The organism is Mycobacterium parascrofulaceum ATCC BAA-614 (assembly GCF_000164135.1).
GTDB classification, from domain to species: domain Bacteria; phylum Actinomycetota; class Actinomycetes; order Mycobacteriales; family Mycobacteriaceae; genus Mycobacterium; species Mycobacterium parascrofulaceum.
This window is the reverse complement of record NZ_GG770553.1, coordinates 1,030,761-1,047,116: the sequence shown is the minus strand read 5'-3', so window position 1 is coordinate 1,047,116 and position 16,356 is coordinate 1,030,761. Positions and strand designations below refer to the sequence as shown.

The window sequence follows — 16,356 nt, the reverse complement described above, 5'->3', positions numbered from 1 at the left end:
CTCACCGGCCCGTCCATCCCAAAATAAAACCCACCGAAGTCGCTTAACTCCACCGAAGCCGCTTGACTCTCGTTAGGAACTCAGAAACGCCCCCAAAAATCGCCACAGATTCACACTCGCGCAAAAAGTTTCGACGATTATCTGTGCCGCTGGAAGGGCAGGAGAGAGAATTGCGAGGCCAACGAAGGAGCCGAAGATGAGACCAGCACTCGCGGGGCTGGCCACGGCGCTGGCCCTGTCCGGCTCGCTGTGGACGGCGGATCTGATGCTGGGCGCGGGCACCGCCAACGCCGCCTGCTCAACCAACAATGGCGCCCACCAGCCGCCGGAATGCGGCCCGCCCGAGGGACCCCCGGGCTGCTACACCTCGCACATCTGCAGCCAGATGTGGTGCCCGAACGTTGGCCAGATGCGGCGGATGCCGGACTGGGACCCCAACGTCTGCCATACCTACTACTTCGCGCCCGACTCGGGCCTGCCCGCGCTGATCGTCCAGGGCCAGCCACCCGGACTGCGGCTGCCGCCCAACACCGGCGTCTGCCCGCCCCTGGCCTGGATGTGCCCGTGAGCTACAGCGTCTCGTCCAGCTCGCCGAGCCGATCGGTCAACCGCAGGTTCTCCGAGTAGTCGACGGGGCAGGAGATCACCGACACGCCGTCATCGTCGAGAGCGGCCCGCAGCGTCGGCAACAGTTCGTCCGCGCTGTTGATCCGATACCCCTTGGCACCAAAGCCTTCCGCGTAGGTCACCACGTCCGGGTTGCCGAACTTCACGTAATAGTGCGCGCCGAGCTCGAGGTCCATTTTCCACTCGATGAGGCCGTATCCGCCGTCCTCCCAGATGAGCACGACCAGTGGTATCCGCTCGCGGACGGCCGTCTCGATTTCCTGGGAGTTCATCAGGAACGCGCCGTCACCGACAACGGCCAGCACCTTCGAATCCGGCCGCGCCAGCTTGACACCGAGCGCGCCGGGCAACGCAAAACCCATGGTGGACAAGCCATTCGACACCAGGCAGGTGTTGCACTCATACGTCGGATAGAGCCGCGCCATCCACATCTTGGTGGCGCCGGTGTCGACCAGGACGACGTCGCTGCGGCCCAGCGCGGCGCGGGTATCGGCCACCACCCGCGCGGGGGCCAGCGGGTAGCGCGAATCCTGTTGCCCGCGTGTGAATTCCTCGGCGAGCAGGCCATGGCCGGGAACTTCGGGATCGGCCTCGTAGGCGTGCCCGTTGAGGCCGTCGGTCAACGCATCCAACGAGGAGCTGATGTCGCCGATGATCCCGACGTCGACCGAATAGTGCGCGTCGACCTCGGCCGGGAACCGGTGGATGTGGATGATCTTCTTGTCGGCCTGCGGGTTGATCCGGACGGGGTCGAACTCCTGCAGTTCGTAGCCCACGGCGATGACCACGTCGGCGTTGTCGAAGCCGAAGTTGACGTAGTCGTGCTGCATGAACCCCAGGGTGCCGATGCTGTTGGCGTGGTCGTCGGGCATCACGCCCTTGCCGTGGAAGGTGTTGGCCACCGGGATGCCGAACTGGTCGGAGAAGCGGACCAGGGCCGCGGTGGCGTTGCCGCGGGCGGCGCCGTGCCCGGCCAGCACCACCGGCCGCTTCGCGTTGCGCAGGATGTCGACCGCGCGCTCCACCTGGCCGGGCGCCGGCGCGTCGGGGCGGACGACGTTGCGCGGCAACGGCGTCAGGTCATAGTCGGTCTCGTCGGCGTCGATGTGCTCGGGGACGGCCAGGTAGACGGCCGCCGGGCGTTCGGTCTCGGCGACCTTGAACGCCTTGCGGAACATCTCGGGGATGGCGCGCGCGGTCGGCACCCCGGCGGCCCACCGGGTGATGGGCGCGAACATCGACACCAGGTCGACGTACTGGTGCGACTCCTTGAACTCCCGGTCGTGACCCACCTGCGCGGAGATCGCGACCAACGGAGTGCTGTTCGTGGTGGCGTCGGCCACCCCGAGTTGCATGTTGATCGCGCCGGGCCCCAGCGTGCTCGACACCACGGCCGCACGCCCGGTGACCCGCCCGTACATCTCGGCCATGAAGGCCGCGCCCTGCTCGTGCCGGGTCAGCACATACCGGATGCCCGACGACGCCAGCGCCTGCACGAAGCGGATGTTCTCCTCCCCCGGCAGGCCGAAGACCACGGAAACGCCTTCGTTTTCCAGGCACTTGACCATCAGCTCGGCGGCTTTACTCATCCGGCACCTCCCTTGAGGGAACGATAGTGGCAGGCTGGGTGTTGGACCTTCTACCAACCCCGAAGCGAAGGATGTCAGCGTGCCCATCGCCACCATCAACCCGGCCACCGGCGAGACCGTCAAAACCTTCACCCCGGCGACCGACGAAGAAGTCGACGCAGCCATCGCCCGCGCCTACGCCCGGTTCCAGGACTACCGCCATAACACCACCTTTGCCCAGCGGGCCCAGTGGGCAAACGCGACCGCCGATCTCCTGGAGCAGGAAGCCGACGACGTCGCCGCGATGATGACCCAGGAGATGGGCAAGACGCTGAAGTCGGCCAAGGCCGAAACGCTCAAGTGCGCCAAGGGCTTTCGTTACTACGCGCGGAACGCAGAGCGGCTGCTGGCCGACGAGCCGGCCGACGCGCAGGCGGTCGGCGCCAAGCGGGCCTACACCCGCTACCAACCGCTCGGGGTGGTGCTGGCCGTCATGCCGTGGAACTTCCCGCTGTGGCAGGCCGTCCGGTTCGCCGCGCCGGCGCTGATGGCCGGCAACGTCGGCATCCTCAAGCACGCCTCCAACGTGCCGCAGTCGGCGCTCTACCTGGCCGACGTCATCGCCCGCGGCGGCTTCCCGGAGGGCTGCTTCCAGACGCTGCTGGTCTCGGCCAGCGCCGTCGAGCGCATCCTGCGCGACCCGCGGGTCGCGGCCGCCACGCTGACCGGCAGCGAGCCGGCCGGGCAGTCGGTCGCGGCCATCGCCGGCGACGAGATCAAGCCCACCGTGCTCGAGCTCGGCGGCAGCGACCCCTTCATCGTGATGCCGTCGGCGAACCTGGACGAGGCCGCCAAGACCGCGGTCACCGCGCGCGTCCAGAACAACGGCCAGTCCTGCATCGCCGCGAAGCGGTTCATCGTCCACACCGACATCTACGACGCGTTCGTCGACAAGTTCACCGAGCGGATGGCCGCGCTCAAGGTCGGCGACCCGACCGACCCCGACACCGACGTGGGCCCCCTGGCCACCGAGTCCGGCCGCGACGACATCGCCAAACAGGTCGACGACGCGGCCGCGGCGGGCGCCACGATCCGGCTCGGCGGCAAGCCCGTCGACGGCCCGGGGTGGTTCTACCCGCCGACGGTGGTCACCGACATCACCAAGGACATGGCGCTCTACACCGAAGAGGTGTTCGGCCCGGTGGCGTCGATGTACCGGGCCAAGGACATCGACGAAGCGATCGAGATCGCCAACGCCACCACCTTCGGGCTGGGATCCAACGCCTGGACCAACGACGAGGCCGAGCAGCAGCGCTTCATCGACGACATCGAGGCCGGCCAGGTGTTCATCAACGGCATGACGGTGTCCTACCCCGAGCTGGGGTTCGGCGGCGTCAAGCGTTCCGGATACGGCCGCGAACTCGCCGGCCTGGGCATCCGCGCATTCGTCAACGCCAAGACCGTGTGGGTCGGCGAATCGGAAAGCGGCTCCGCCGCCGGCGGCAGCAAGGTCGAGTAGCGCCCTCAGGCGGACGCGGCCGCCAGGGCCTTCTCGTCCTCGTCGGCGAAGGTGTCCTCGAGCTGCAGCGGCGAGTAATCGAGATCGATCTCCTCCAGCGGCCGCCCGCGGGCGCTGGAGATCGTGCCGAAGCGCCGCATGCCCTTGTCGGCCGCGTACTGCATGAACTCGTCCACCGACAGGCCGAACGGCATCGGGTCGTACAGCGAGAAGCCCTCCTCGATGAGGCGCAACCCCAGCGGCATCAGCTCGTTCATGCGCGTTTCGAAGACGCCCCAGTTGGCGTCGTCCGCGGCGACATGGCGGCGGCAGGTGAACGTTCCCCACGCCATGTGGCGTCGCTCGTCGTCGCCGATGCGCCGGACCAACTCCTGCATGCCGGGCAGGATGCCCCGCTCGACGCAGATCTTGTGCCAGCCGAAGTAGCCCGTGAGCGCCAGCATCCCCTCGACCATGTGGTTGTAGGTGACCGACGCCCGGACCTGCGCGGCCGGCGAGGGGTCGACCGACAGGGCGTTGAGGCAGTCCGGCAGTTCCTCGTAGAAGATCGTCCGGTAGGTGGGGATGTCGTCGAGGTATTGGTGCAGATCCTCGGTGACGCCGACCGCGTCGAGCCACATCCGGAAGACCTGAACGTGCTTGGCCTCCTCGAAGGCGAACTGCGTCAAATACATTTCGTCGCCCAGCCGGCCCTCGACCCGCATCGCGGACATGAACGGCTGGATGTCCTCGGTCACCGCCTCCTCGCCGGCGATGAACTCCGCGCACAGCCGGATCGCGTAGTGGCGTTCGTCCTCGGTCAACTGCTCCCAGTCGGCGCGGTCGCGGGAGAAGTCGATGTCGGCCGGGTTCCAGAACTTCGCGTTGCCGCCGGCGAACAGCCGCAACGGCAGGCTGTCCCAGTTGAGCCCCCCTTTGACCATCGAGTTCGTATGGGTGCGTGTCATGTGACCTCCTCGGATTGCTGTGGGGCTGCTTGTTGTGGGGCCGGGTGCGGTGGGGCCGAGAATGCGGCCGCCAGCACCGCGACGAGCCGGCGCACCGCCAGCGCCGGTTGCTCCGGCGAGGGCTCGTCCAGCCCGAGAATCGGATCCAATCCGCGCATGTAGGGCGCCAGCGCCAGGTGCGGAAAGATCAAGAGCAGCAACGACAACAGCGCGTCGGTGTCCGAATCGGCGCGCAGGTCGCCGCGCACCTGCGCGTCGCGCACCAGGGGGCGCAGCACCTCCAGGTAGTGCCGGTGGATGACGCTGCGCACGCTGACGCGGGCGTCGGTGTCGACCTCGAGGCTGGCCGCCGCGTGCAGGGCGCGTTCCCGCGGGTGTTCGGCGAAGTAGGCGACCCACGCGTCGAGCAGGTCGGTGAGGAACTCGAAGAACGGCCGGCTCGGGTCGAGCTCGCGGATTAGCTCCTCGATGTACGAGCGCACCCGTTGACTGCCGATGTCGGCGATGAACGCGTACAGGTCACGCTTGTCCGCGAAGTACTGGAACAGGCTGCCCTTGGCGACGCCGGCCCGCCGCGCGATGACGTTGAGGCTGCCCCGGGAGAACCCGTGCGCCCCGAACTCGTGCTCCGCCGCCTCGATGATGGCGGCGCGCCGGGCGGGGTCGACCCGCGCCCAAGTCACCGTTGGCAATGCGTCCTCCTGACGTCGATGACCACTGGTCATATTACGGTGAGCTGTGTCACAGTCAAGGGTAGACGCTGCCCGCTCCGCCATCGAGCGTCACGCTGGCGTGACGCCGCCCCCCGAGCGCCACGCCAGCGTGACACTCGGGCCTCGCGCCGAGCGCCCGGCCGACGACGGGCCTACGGCCGCATCTGGTACGCGCCGTTGAGCGGAAGGATGTGCTCCTTCCAGATTTGCGCGTAACGCGACGGGTCGTGGACCGGGCGGCGGATCATCCGCATCGCGAAGCGGGCCTGCTCGTCGGTGGTCGCGGGCTTGTCGTTCAGCTCCACGGCGTAGCCGTTGAAGTCGCGGACCAGCACGGCGAAGATCCCGTCGATCAACGTCTCGTCGACGTCGGAGAGCAGGGCCTCCTCGAGGATGAGCTGCGCGTAGGGCACCGTCGCGAACAGCTGGCCCACGGCGAACGCGAAGTCGACGTCCTTCTGCTGCGCGGCGTCGGGGGTCGCGCCGGCCAGCATGTCGGCGAGCACGTCGATCTGGTTGCGCAGCAACGCCACGTTCGGCAGGTGCGCGAAGGCGTCGAACGGCGCGCGCCAGTCGTGGAAGCGCACCTTGCCCAGGCCGCCGGTCGGTCCCTGCGCGAACAGGAACGCGTCGTCGGCGGCGTCGTCGCGGCGGCCGATGACCGGCAGCTCGCTGTTGGGCGCGAACAGGAAGTTGGGCATGAACTTGGCGAGCAGCCCGATGTTGATATGCACGGTGCCTTCGAGCCTGGGCAGCAAACCGATCTCGCGGGCGACCGCCTCGAAGAAGGTGTCCTTCTCCACCCCCTTGGCCGCGATGACGTCCCACAGCGCGATGACGACCCGCTCCCCCTCGCTGGTGACCTTCGCCTTGGTGAGCGGGCTGTACAGCAGGTAGCGGCGGTCGCCGGCCGACGCGCTGCGCATGTAGTCGCAGGCCCGCGTGCACACCAGCCGCATCGCGACCAGCCGCAGATAGGCGTCGGTGAGGAGGCGCCGCACGTGGCTGAAGTCGGTGACGACGGTGCCGTACAGGACGCGGTTCGAGGCGTGGGTGACCGCCTCGTACATGGCGTGGGTGCACATGCCGACCGCGCCCCAGCCCAGGTTGTACTTGCAGACGTTCACGGTGTTGAGCGCGGCGTGGAAGGCCCCCGGCCCGCGGTGCAGGATGTCGGCTTCGGTGACCGGGTAGTCGCGCAGCGCGTAGTTGGCGACGTAATTCTGCGAGTTCACCACGTTCTTGATCAGGTCGTACCGGTCGTGCTGGGAGTCGGCGGCGAAGAAGATGTACTCATCAGAACCCGCGATCTTGCCGAAGGTCGAGACCATCCGCGCCACGTTGGCGTTGCCGATGTAGTACTTCTCGCCGTTCGCGGTCCAGCCGTGCTCGGAATCTTTAGACGGCGTCAGGATCATGTCGGTCTGGTAGACGTCGGCGCCGTGGGTCTGCTCCGACAAGCCGAAGGCGAACACCTCGCCGGCCTCGAGTTGCGCGGCGGCCTTGCGCTTGGCGTCGGTGTTGTCGCTCATCCAGATCGGGCCCAGGCCCAGCGCGGTGACCTGGAACGGGTACCAGTAGCTCAGCCCGTAGAAGCCCACGATCTCGGCGAACTCGCTGATCCGGTAGGTGTCCCAGCGGCAATCGTCGGCGCCGTACTCGGACGGCGTCAGCAGCGACGCGAAGATCCGCTCGCGGCCGATGTGGTCCAAAAACTCGGAGTACCAGACCCGTTCGTGGTCGTCGGACTTCAGCCGCGCCTTCCCCCGCGACTCGAAGAAGTCCACCGTCGCCGCCATGATCTCCCCCGAGCGGCGGTCCGGGTACCGGCGTTGCAAGTGGTTGGGATCGAGCAGCATGACGGTGCCTCCCGAGGGCCGAAACGACGACGAGGGTGACGGTACTGCAACGGCGCGTGCACCGGGATAAATCGGCACTGTTGTCCGACCACCGAGTCGACCTAGCATCAGTGCCGTGTCCGAACTCAATACCGCCCGCGGCCCCATCGATACCGCCGACCTCGGCGTGACGCTCATGCACGAGCACGTGTTCATCATGACCACCGAGATCGCCCTGAACTATCCCGAAGCCTGGGGCGACGAGGACCGCCGGGTGGCCGACGCCATCGACCGGCTCAACGAACTGAAGTCCCGCGGCGTGGACACCATCGTGGACCTCACCGTGATCGGCCTCGGCCGCTACATCCCGCGCATCGCGCGCGTGGCGGCGGCCACCGGGCTGAATATCGTTGTGGCAACCGGACTTTACACGTACAACGACGTGCCGTTCCGGTTCCATTACGAGGGCCCGGGCGGGCTGCTGGACGGCCCCGAGATCATGACCGAGATGTTCGTCCGCGACATCGAGCAGGGCATCGCCGACACCGGCGTCAAGGCCGGCATCCTCAAGTGCGCCACCGACGAGCCCGGCATCACCCCGGGCGTCGAGCGGGTGCTGCGCGCCGTCGCGCAGGCGCACAAGCGCACCGGGGTGCCGATCTCCACGCACACCCACGCGGGGCTGCGCCGCGGGCTCGAGCAACAAAGAATTTTCGAAGAGGAAGGCGTCGACCTGAGCCGGGTGGTCATCGGCCATTCGGGTGACAGCACCGACGTCGGCTACCTCGAGGAGCTCATCGCTGCGGGGTCGTATCTCGGCATGGACCGCTTCGGCCTCGACGTGATCTCGCCGTTCGAAGAACGGGTCAAGATCGTAGCGACGATGTGCGAACGCGGGCACGCCGACAAGATGGTGCTCTCCCACGACGCCAACTGCTACTTCGACGCGCTTCCCGAAGAATTGGTGCCGCAGATGGCGCCGAATTGGCATTACCTGCACATCCACAACGACGTCATCCCCGCCCTGAAGGAGCGCGGCGTCACCGACGAGCAGCTGCATACCATGCTGGTCGACAATCCCCGCCGCATCTTCGAGCGGCAGGGCGCATATGAGTGAGCCGGTCCCGCCGATCGGCACCCAGATCGCGGCCCTGGCCGAACTCGCGCCCGACGAGCCGGCCGTCAGCTGCGACGGGCTGACGCTCACCCGCGCCGAACTCGACGCCTCGACGAACCGGTTGGCCCGCGCCTACGCCGAGCGGGGCATCGGCGTCGGCGACTACGTGACGATGGTGCTGCCCAACTCCGTCGAGTGGATCCAGGCCGCGGTGGCGTGCTGGAAGCTGGGCGCGGTGCCCCAGCCGCTGTCGGCGCGGTTGCCCGACGCGGAGCTGCAGGGGCTGCTGGAGCTGCGCCCACCCGCCCTGCTGGTCGGGCGCGAGCATCCCGACATGCCAAGCCTGCCAGCGGGTTTCACGCCCGGGCCGGAGTGCTCCGACGCCGCGCTGCCGGAGGCGGTGTCGCCGGTGTGGAAGGCGATGGGGTCCGGCGGCAGCACCGGCCGGCCCAAGCTCATCGAATCCGGCGGCGACAGCCGGATCCCGGCCGCCATCGGCTACCCCCTGGGCGCGCAGGAGGGCGACACCACCCTGGTCCCGATCCCGCTGTCGCACAACACCGGTTTCACCACGGCCACGCTCGCCCTGCTGATGCGCCACCACCTGGTGCTGATGAGCCGATTCGATCCCGAGCGGTTCCTGCGGCTGATCACCGACCACCGCGTCACCTTCCTGACGACGGTGCCGACGATCATGCAACGGGCGCTGCCCGTCTACCACGCCGACCCCGGGTCTTACGACCTCTCCTCGCTGCGGCGGTTCTGGCACATGGGCGCGCCCTGCCCGCCCGCGATCAAGGAGGCGTGGATAAACCTGCTCGGCCCCGAGAAGGTCTGGGAACTCTACGGCGGCACCGAATTACAGGCGCTGACCTTCATCTCCGGCGACCAGTGGCTGACCCACCGCGGCTCGGTGGGCGTGGTGGTGGCCGGGGAGATGCGGGTCCTCGACGACGACGGCAACCCCTGCCCGCCCGGCGTCGTCGGCGAGATCTACATGCGTCCCGGCGCCGGCAGCGCGCCCACCTACCGCTACGTCGGCGCCACGGCGAAGAACCGCGACGGCTGGGATTCCCTCGGCGATCTGGGCCATTTCGACGCCGACGGGTTTCTGTACCTTTCCGATCGCCGCGTCGACATGTTCACCGTCGGCGGCCGCAACGTCTATCCGGCCGAGATCGAGAATGCGCTGTCGGCGCACCCGGACGTGTTGTCCTGCCTCGTGGTCGGCGTGCCCGACCCGAACTCCGGCGACCTGGGCCAGGTGCCCTATGCGCTGGTGCACACGGCCGGCGGCGCCACGCTGGACGCCGCGGGCGTACGGGAGTTCCTGCACCAACACCTCGCGGGCTACAAGATCCCGCCCTCCCCCGACTTCATCGAATTCGTCGACACCCCCCTGCGCGACGACGCCGGCAAGGCCCGCCGATCGGCGGTGCGCGCCGAGATCATCGCGCGGCTGCGGGCCGCCGAGCCGGCCTGACGCTCGCCGACCCGCCGCCGACCGGCCGCGGCTGATGGAGCTGGTGGACGCCTGCCCGCCGTCGGCGGACACGCTCGAAGAGTGGACGGACCGCAGCGGTTAGGGCGCGACGGCGTCGGCCTCGGCGTCGACGGTATCCGGGGCCTCGGCCGGCCGTTCCCGTTTTTCCCAGCGCCGCAACGCTTCCCGGCACGGCGACTCGACCAGCCCGAAGCTGACCGCGGCGATCGCCCACCCGAAAAGCAGCGTGAGGGCCAGCACGGCGGGCATCCGGCCGGTGAACGCGAACGTCCCCAGCACCGGGAACACCATGGCCAGCGCGGCCAAATGCCACACGAACAGGCCATAGGACCACCGGCCCAGCGTCACCATGGCGGTGCTGCCGAGCAGTCGGTGCGAGGTGTCGACCCGGTCCAGCACCAAGGGCGCGACCAACGCGAACGCCACCACCGAGCCCGCCGCCGTCTTCACCGCGAACTGGGTGGCGGTGCCGGGGATCAGGCCCTCCGGGCCCGCCAGCGGGGAGGCCGCCAGCAGGTAGGCCAGCGCCGCGACGGCGGCCATCACCACCCGCCGGCGCGCCCACCGGTGCGGCAGCCCGACCGGGCTGTGGACCCACTCCGCGAGCAGCATGCCCGCGGCGAACCAGGAGAAGAAGGCCGGCGGCCAGTTGAGCGGGTTGGTGCCGGATCCCGAATGGATCGGCGCCCAGCCCCACGCCCAGCTGAGCGCGGCCAACGCGGCGATCGCCGACACCCGCGCGCCGACCGGCAGTCGCCGGGCCAGCAGGGCCAGGATCGGCAACGCCAGATAGAAGCTGACCTCCACCGACAGGCTCCACATCTGCGTCAGCCCGCCGGTCAGGGTGAGCGGCACGTAGATCTGGGTCAGCGTGAGGTTGGCCAACCACACCGTCGGGCTGGCGTGATCCGCGTCGGGCAGCAGCGTCAGGATCACGACGACCGCCACCACGTAGGCGGGCATGATGCGCACCACCCGGGAGCGCAGATAGTGGCCGGTGCGGGGGCGAGCGCCCAGGCCGCGGGCGGCCGCGGCGTGGCCGCGCCACAGCAGGAAACCCGACAACGCGAAGAACACCGCGACCGCAAGGTCGAAACGGCCGAACAGCCGGCCGGTGACGCCGCTGGAGTGCCCGGTCTGGAACGCGACGTGCGTGACGACCACGCCCATGGCCGCGCACGCGCGCATCCCCTCGACCGCGGGCAGGAAGCTGCGCGCCCCACCCACCTGCCGGCCATCCGTCATCCCCACAGTCTGCATCTGATCGGTTCGGGGACTATTGGGTACACCCGTAGGACCCGCTCGCGGCAGCAACAGGTTCGTAAGCCGGGGCCTTACGTTCTGCTGTTAGGGTCGAACGGGTTTGCCTCGGTGCTTGCTCAGGTCGGGGTGGGTCGCGGCTGACTTCGCAGGAGAGCACTAGGAGGGCACAGCAACGTGAACCGAGCAGTCATGTTGCGGTTCGCCGCATGCGGGATCATCGGACTCGGCGCCGCCCTGCTGATCGCCGCCCTGCTGTTGTCCACGTACACCACCAGCAGGATCACCAAGGTCCCGCTCGACCTCGACACGACGCTGATCAGCGACGGCACCGGGACCGCGCTCGACGCCGCGTCCCTGTCGACCGACCACGTCGTGGTCAACCAGAACGTGCCGCTGGTGTCCCAGGAGCAGGTCAGCGTCGAGTCGCCGGCCAACGCCGACGTGGTCACGCTGCAGGTGGGGACCTCGCTGCGGCGCACCGACAAGCAGAAGGACAGCGGCCTGCTGCTGGCGATCGTCGACACCGTCACCCTCAACCGCAAGACGGCGATGGCCGTCTCCGACGACACCCACCCGGGCGGCTCGGTCCAGAAGCCGCGCCCGTTCGGCGACGAGAACCCGCCCACCGCGATGCCGCTGCGGCACGACGGCCTGGCCTACCGGTTCCCGTTCCACACCGAGAAGAAGACGTACCCCTACTTCGATCCGATCGCGCAGAAGCCGTTCGACGTCAACTACGAAAGCCAGGAAGACGTCAACGGCCTGACCACGTACAAGTTCACGCAGAACGTCGGCTACAACGCCGACGGCAAGCTGGTGGCGCCCGTCGCGTACCCGTCGTTGTACGCCGACCAGGCGACGGACTCCAAGTTCACCGCCTCCGCGGCGATGTGGGGCCTGCAGGGCGGCGACCCGGCCGAGCAGGTCACCATGACCCGCTACTACGCCGCGCAGCGGACCTTCTGGGTGGACCCGGTGTCGGGCACCATCGTCAAGCAGACCGAGCACGCCAACCATTACTTCGCCCGCGACCCGCTCAAGCCGGAGCTGACGCTGGCCGACTACAAGGTCACCTCCAACGAGGACACCGTCGAATCGCAGGTCAACGCCGCCCGCGACGAGCGTGACCGGCTGGCGCTGTGGTCGCGGGTGCTGCCGATCACGTTCACGGCGGTCGGTGTGATCGCGCTGGTCGCCGGCGGCCTGCTGGCCTCGTTCAGCCTGCGGACCGAGAGCGCGTTGACCGATCCCGGCCTGGACCGCGGTGACCAGGACTTCTTCGGTCGCAGCGGGCTCGAGGAGCCGGTGCCGGGTGCCGAGGCCGAGACCGAGAAGCTGCCCACGCAGCGCCCGACGTCGCGCGATGACGCCGGCGCCGACGCGCCCACCCTGGGCGCCGACGAGCCACCCGAGTCGGGGCCGCCCGAGCCCACCGGTCCGCCCGAACGGGAATAGCCCGCCGCGTGCGCTGGACCCGGCCCGGGTACGCGTTGGTCTTGGCGCTGCTGGTGGTCGGGCCGCTGCTCGGGCCCGGGTACCTGCTGCTGCGCGACGCCGTGTCCACGCCGCGCTCCTATCTCTCCGATACCGCGCTGGGCTTGACGTCGGCGGCGCGCGCGACCCCGCAGGACTTCGTCCTGGCGCTGGCCTCGCACGTGCTCGACGGCGGCGTGGTGGTGAAGGCGCTGCTGGTGCTGGGGCTCTGGCTCGCGGGATGGGGCGCGGCCCGACTGGTCGCGACGGCGCTCCCCGACGCCGGCGCGGCCGGCCAGTTCGTCGCCATCACCCTGGCGATCTGGAATCCCTACGTCGCCGAGCGGTTGCTGCAGGGGCACTGGAGCCTGCTGGTCGGCTACGGCTGCCTGCCCTGGGTCGCGACCGCGATGCTGCGGCTGCGGGCGGGTTCCGGCTCGTTCTTCGGGTTGGCCTTCTGGATCGCGCTGGCCGGGCTGACGCCGACGGGACTGTTGCTGGCCGCGGCGGTGGGGCTGGTGTGCGTGCCCGCGTGCGGCGCCGGCCGGTCCCGTTCGCTGTGCGCCGCGGTGACGCTGGGTGTCGCGCTGACGGCCGCGCTGCCCTGGCTGACCGCCTCGGCGCTGGGCGCGTCGTTGCCGTCCCACACCGCGGCGAACGCGCTGGGGGTTGCGGCGTTCGCGCCGCGCGCCGAACCGGGCCTGGGCACGCTGGGCAGCCTGGCCGGCCTCGGCGGCATCTGGAACGTCGAGGCGGTGCCGATCTCGCGGACCACGATGTTCGCGGTGGCGTCGGCCGTGGTGCTGCTGGGCGTGGTGGCGGCCGGGCTGCCGACGGCGCTGCGCCGCCCGGCGGCGCGACCGCTGCTGGCGTTGGCGGCGGTGGCCGTGCTGGTTCCGGCCGCGCTGGCGACCGGGCCGGGCCTGCACCTGCTGGGCGCGCTGGTCGACGCCGCGCCCGGCTTCGGCGTGCTGCGGGACGGGCAGAAGTGGGTGGCGCTGGCCGTGCCGGGCTATGCGCTGGCGGGTGCGGGCTCGGTGGTGACGCTGCGGCGGTGGCTGTGGCCGGCCGTGACGGCGCCGGTCTGCTGCCTAGCGCTGATCTTCGCGCTGCCCGACCTGGCCTGGGGGGCGTGGGGCCAGGTTTCGCCCGTGCAGTATCCGCGCGGGTGGGCGGCGGTGGCCGCCGCGATCAACGCGCGGCCCGCGGCGGTGGCCGCGTTGCCGGCCGGCACCATGCGGCTCTACACCTGGGCGGGCCGCGCGCCGGTGCTGGACCCGCTGCCCCGCTGGGTGCGCGCCGACGTGCTGAGCACCGGCGACCTGGTCATCTCGGGAACCGTCATCCCGGGCGAGGGCAACCACGCCCGCGCGGTGCAGCAGTTGCTGTTGAGCGGGCCCGATCCGTCCGCGCTCGCAACCGCCGGCGTGGGCTGGCTGGTGGTGGAGTCGGACACGGCCGGCGACATGGGGGCGTCCGCCCGCACCCTGGATGCGCTGACGCCGGTCTACCGCGACGGCGACCTCGCGCTCTATCGCCTCGGCGGCGACACCGCCCGGGTGCCCGCCGGCACACGCATGGCGACGCTGCTCGCCCACCTGGCGTGGCTGGCGACGCTGATCGTGGGCGGCGCCGGCGCGTTGATCGGCCGGCTCCGGCGCGACGACACGTTGATCGGCCGGCTCCGGCGCGACGACACGTAACCGGGTGCGACGACACGCCGGCGCGGCGCGCAATGGATTATGTCTCGCGGCGCGGTGGCCGCCGGATCACACCACGCCGCTGACGAAGTCGCCGGCCCGCACGGCCTCCAGCACGGTGCGCATGGCGTCGGCGCTTTGCCGCCAGGAGAATTCGCCGCTGCGGATGTGCGCCTTGGCGCCGAGCTGATCGCGCAGCACGGGGTCGGACAGCAACTCCTCGAGCCGGTCCACCAACTCGGCGCGGGTGTCCACCAGGATGCCGGTCACCTCGTCGACGATCGAATCCGACAGGCCACCCGAGGACCGGTAGCCGATGGTCGGCACCCGGTGCTGCGCCGCCTCGACGACCGCCAGGCCCCACCCCTCCTTGCGCGAGGGCAGCAGCTGCACCCACGCGCTTTGCAGCACATGGTGTTTGGTCACGTCGTCGACGTGGCCGTGGAACGTCACCGCGTCGGGGATGCCGAGCCGGCGCACGTGGTCGACGAGCCGCTGGCGCCACCAGCCGTCGCCGACGATGTCGAGGTGCAGGCCACCGACGCGCGGCCGCAGCTCGGCGACGGCCTCCAGCGCGTCTTCGATCTGCTTGTGCGGCACCAGCCGCGAGAGCACCACCACCCGCGGCGCGGCGGCGCGGGGGCCCGACAGCGTGCGAGCCGGGGCCTCGTCCAGGCCGTTGCGTACCACCGCGATTTGCGCGTTCTCCACGCCGAGCGCCACCAGGTCGCGGGCCGACGGCAGCGACACCGTCACGTACTGGTTGCGGCGGTTCATCCGCGGCGACAGCGTCGACTCGACGAACCAGCCGAGCCGGCCGAGCACCGGGCCGGCCACCGGCCACTGCTCGCGGTGGCAGTGGTGCACGAGCACCACCACCCGCCGGCCGTACACCAGGCGGGCGAGGAACGGCAGGCCGTTCTGGGTGTCGACGACCACGTCGGGCCGGACCCGCCGCAGCGGTCCGAGCCCCAGGCGCGCCGCCGCCATCGCCAACAGGGCCCAGACGTAGACGGAGTAGCGGCCGCCCGCGCGGTCGATGCGCACACCGTCGACCACTTCACGCCGCGGCGCGCCGGGATAGCGGGCGGTGCGCAGCGTGACGTCGATCCCGGACGCGACCAGCTGCGCGCCGATGCGCTGCAAGTAGGCTTCGCTGCCCCCGCCCTGCGGGTGCCCGGTATCGCGCCAGCACAGCAGGAGTACGGAGCGGAGGGCGGACATCACTGGTCAGCCTAGCCCGACGGTGCCGGGCGCCGGCGCTGCGTAGGGTTGGCCGGTGGCCGCCGCCCCGTCCCCCACCCGAGTTTTCGCGCGGCGGGCGACGCTGGCCCGCGCGCTGCGGCTGCTGTCCGAGTTCCGCTTCGAGCGGTCGGATCCGGCCCGGTTCTACGGCGCCCTGGCGGCCGACACCGCGGCGATGGTCGGTGACCTGTGGCTGGCCGCGCACGGCGAGGCCCCGGCCGGCCGCACCCTGCTCGACGTCGGCGGCGGGCCCGGGTACTTCTCGGAAGCCTTCGCCGAGGCCGGAATCCGCTATCTGGGCGTCGAACCCGACCCGAGCGAGATGCACGCGGCCGGACCCCCGAGCGCGAGCGGGCGCGGAACCTTCGTGCGCGCCTCGGGCATGGCCCTGCCGTTCGCCGACGACTCGGTGGACATCTGCCTGTCGTCCAACGTCGCCGAACACGTGCCGCGGCCCTGGCAGCTGGGCGGCGAGATGCTGCGGGTGACCAGGCCGGGCGGCCTGGCCGTGCTCTCCTACACCGTGTGGCTCGGCCCGTTCGGCGGCCACGAGATGGGCCTGACCCATTACCTCGGCGGCGCCCGCGCCGCCGCCCGATACGCCCGCAAACACGGCCATCCCGCGAAAAACAACTACGGGTCGTCGTTGTTTGCCGTGTCCGCGTCCGACGGCCTGGCATGGGCCGCGAGCACGGGGGCGGCGGTCGCCGCATTTCCCCGCTACCACCCCCGATGGGCGTGGTGGGTGACGTCGGTGCCGCTGCTGCGCGAGTTCGCCGTCAGCAATCTGGTCCTGGTGCTGTCGCCCCGGTACTGAAACATGTTCTCGTTTCGCCCTTGCT

At 70.1% G+C, this 16,356-nt stretch carries 12 protein-coding genes and 1 pseudogene; 7 read left to right on the top strand and 6 right to left on the bottom strand.

Annotated features, from left to right (window positions below; translation table 11 throughout):
• Positions 1-196 precede the first annotated feature (196 nt).
• Positions 197-568 (top strand): hypothetical protein, encoded by a 372-nt coding sequence (locus HMPREF0591_RS04960; RefSeq protein WP_007167338.1) that lies wholly within the window; start codon positions 197-199, stop codon positions 566-568.
• Between the two features lies 1 nt (position 569).
• On the opposite strand, the gene HMPREF0591_RS04955 is transcribed toward HMPREF0591_RS04960, so the two are convergent.
• On the bottom strand, positions 570-2,216 hold the full coding sequence (locus tag HMPREF0591_RS04955; RefSeq protein WP_007167337.1) for an acetolactate synthase large subunit: 1,647 nt from the start codon (positions 2,214-2,216) through the stop codon (positions 570-572).
• A 79-nt stretch (positions 2,217-2,295) separates the two neighbouring features.
• Here HMPREF0591_RS04955 and HMPREF0591_RS04950 point away from each other — a divergent pair, with 79 nt between their 5' ends.
• The gene (locus HMPREF0591_RS04950; protein ID WP_007167336.1) at positions 2,296-3,714 is read left to right on the top strand and encodes an NADP-dependent succinic semialdehyde dehydrogenase; all 1,419 of its coding nucleotides are present in this window, start codon (positions 2,296-2,298) and stop codon (positions 3,712-3,714) included.
• Positions 3,715-3,719: 5 nt separating this feature from the next.
• Here HMPREF0591_RS04950 and HMPREF0591_RS04945 read toward each other — a convergent pair whose 3' ends face one another.
• The 3 genes from HMPREF0591_RS04945 to HMPREF0591_RS04935 all read right to left on the bottom strand — a co-directional run bounded on the left by HMPREF0591_RS04945 (position 3,720) and on the right by HMPREF0591_RS04935 (position 7,233).
• A complete protein-coding gene (locus HMPREF0591_RS04945; RefSeq protein ID WP_040621125.1) occupies positions 3,720-4,661 on the bottom strand; it encodes a R2-like ligand-binding oxidase in 942 nt (313 codons plus the stop codon).
• On the bottom strand, positions 4,658-5,353 hold the full coding sequence (locus tag HMPREF0591_RS04940) for a TetR/AcrR family transcriptional regulator (protein ID WP_040621123.1): 696 nt from the start codon (positions 5,351-5,353) through the stop codon (positions 4,658-4,660). The genes HMPREF0591_RS04945 and HMPREF0591_RS04940 overlap by 4 nt, the downstream gene beginning before the upstream one ends.
• Positions 5,354-5,526: 173 nt before the next feature.
• On the bottom strand, positions 5,527-7,233 hold the full coding sequence (locus HMPREF0591_RS04935; RefSeq protein ID WP_007167333.1) for an acyl-CoA dehydrogenase family protein: 1,707 nt from the start codon (positions 7,231-7,233) through the stop codon (positions 5,527-5,529).
• A gap of 115 nt (positions 7,234-7,348) precedes the next feature.
• On the opposite strand from HMPREF0591_RS04935, the gene HMPREF0591_RS04930 reads away from it, so the two are divergent.
• Both HMPREF0591_RS04930 and HMPREF0591_RS04925 read left to right on the top strand, forming a co-directional pair.
• Positions 7,349-8,329, top strand: coding sequence for a phosphotriesterase family protein (locus HMPREF0591_RS04930; RefSeq protein WP_007167332.1), 981 nt, complete (start codon positions 7,349-7,351; stop codon positions 8,327-8,329).
• Positions 8,322-9,812 carry an AMP-binding protein gene (locus HMPREF0591_RS04925; protein WP_007167331.1) on the top strand — a complete coding sequence of 497 codons (1,491 nt, stop codon included), beginning with the start codon at positions 8,322-8,324 and terminating at the stop codon, positions 9,810-9,812. Before HMPREF0591_RS04930 ends, HMPREF0591_RS04925 begins: the two co-directional genes overlap by 8 nt.
• Positions 9,813-9,911: 99 nt before the next feature.
• Here the strand turns inward: HMPREF0591_RS04925 and HMPREF0591_RS04920 are convergent, their stop codons facing one another.
• On the bottom strand, positions 9,912-11,144 hold the full coding sequence (locus tag HMPREF0591_RS04920) for an acyltransferase family protein (RefSeq protein ID WP_425270152.1): 1,233 nt from the start codon (positions 11,142-11,144) through the stop codon (positions 9,912-9,914).
• 126 nt (positions 11,145-11,270) lie between these two features.
• On the opposite strand from HMPREF0591_RS04920, the gene pgfA reads away from it, so the two are divergent.
• Positions 11,271-12,551, top strand: a complete 1,281-nt coding sequence (pgfA, locus tag HMPREF0591_RS04915) for a cell envelope lipid trafficking protein PgfA (protein WP_007167329.1) — start codon at positions 11,271-11,273, stop codon at positions 12,549-12,551.
• An 8-nt stretch (positions 12,552-12,559) separates the two neighbouring features.
• A pseudogene (locus HMPREF0591_RS04910) lies at positions 12,560-14,355 on the top strand (MmpA family trehalose lipid delivery protein).
• On the opposite strand, the gene HMPREF0591_RS04905 reads toward HMPREF0591_RS04910, so the two are convergent.
• Complete coding sequence (locus HMPREF0591_RS04905) at positions 14,339-15,493, bottom strand: glycosyltransferase family 4 protein (RefSeq protein ID WP_007167327.1); 1,155 nt, start codon at positions 15,491-15,493, stop codon at positions 14,339-14,341. The pseudogene HMPREF0591_RS04910 and the gene HMPREF0591_RS04905 sit on opposite strands and share 17 nt — an antisense overlap.
• 55 nt (positions 15,494-15,548) lie before the next feature.
• Here HMPREF0591_RS04905 and HMPREF0591_RS04900 point away from each other — a divergent pair, with 55 nt between their 5' ends.
• Positions 15,549-16,331: a class I SAM-dependent methyltransferase gene (locus HMPREF0591_RS04900; RefSeq protein ID WP_007167326.1), complete on the top strand. Its 783-nt coding sequence runs from the start codon at positions 15,549-15,551 to the stop codon at positions 16,329-16,331.
• The last annotated feature ends 25 nt before the right edge of the window (positions 16,332-16,356 follow it).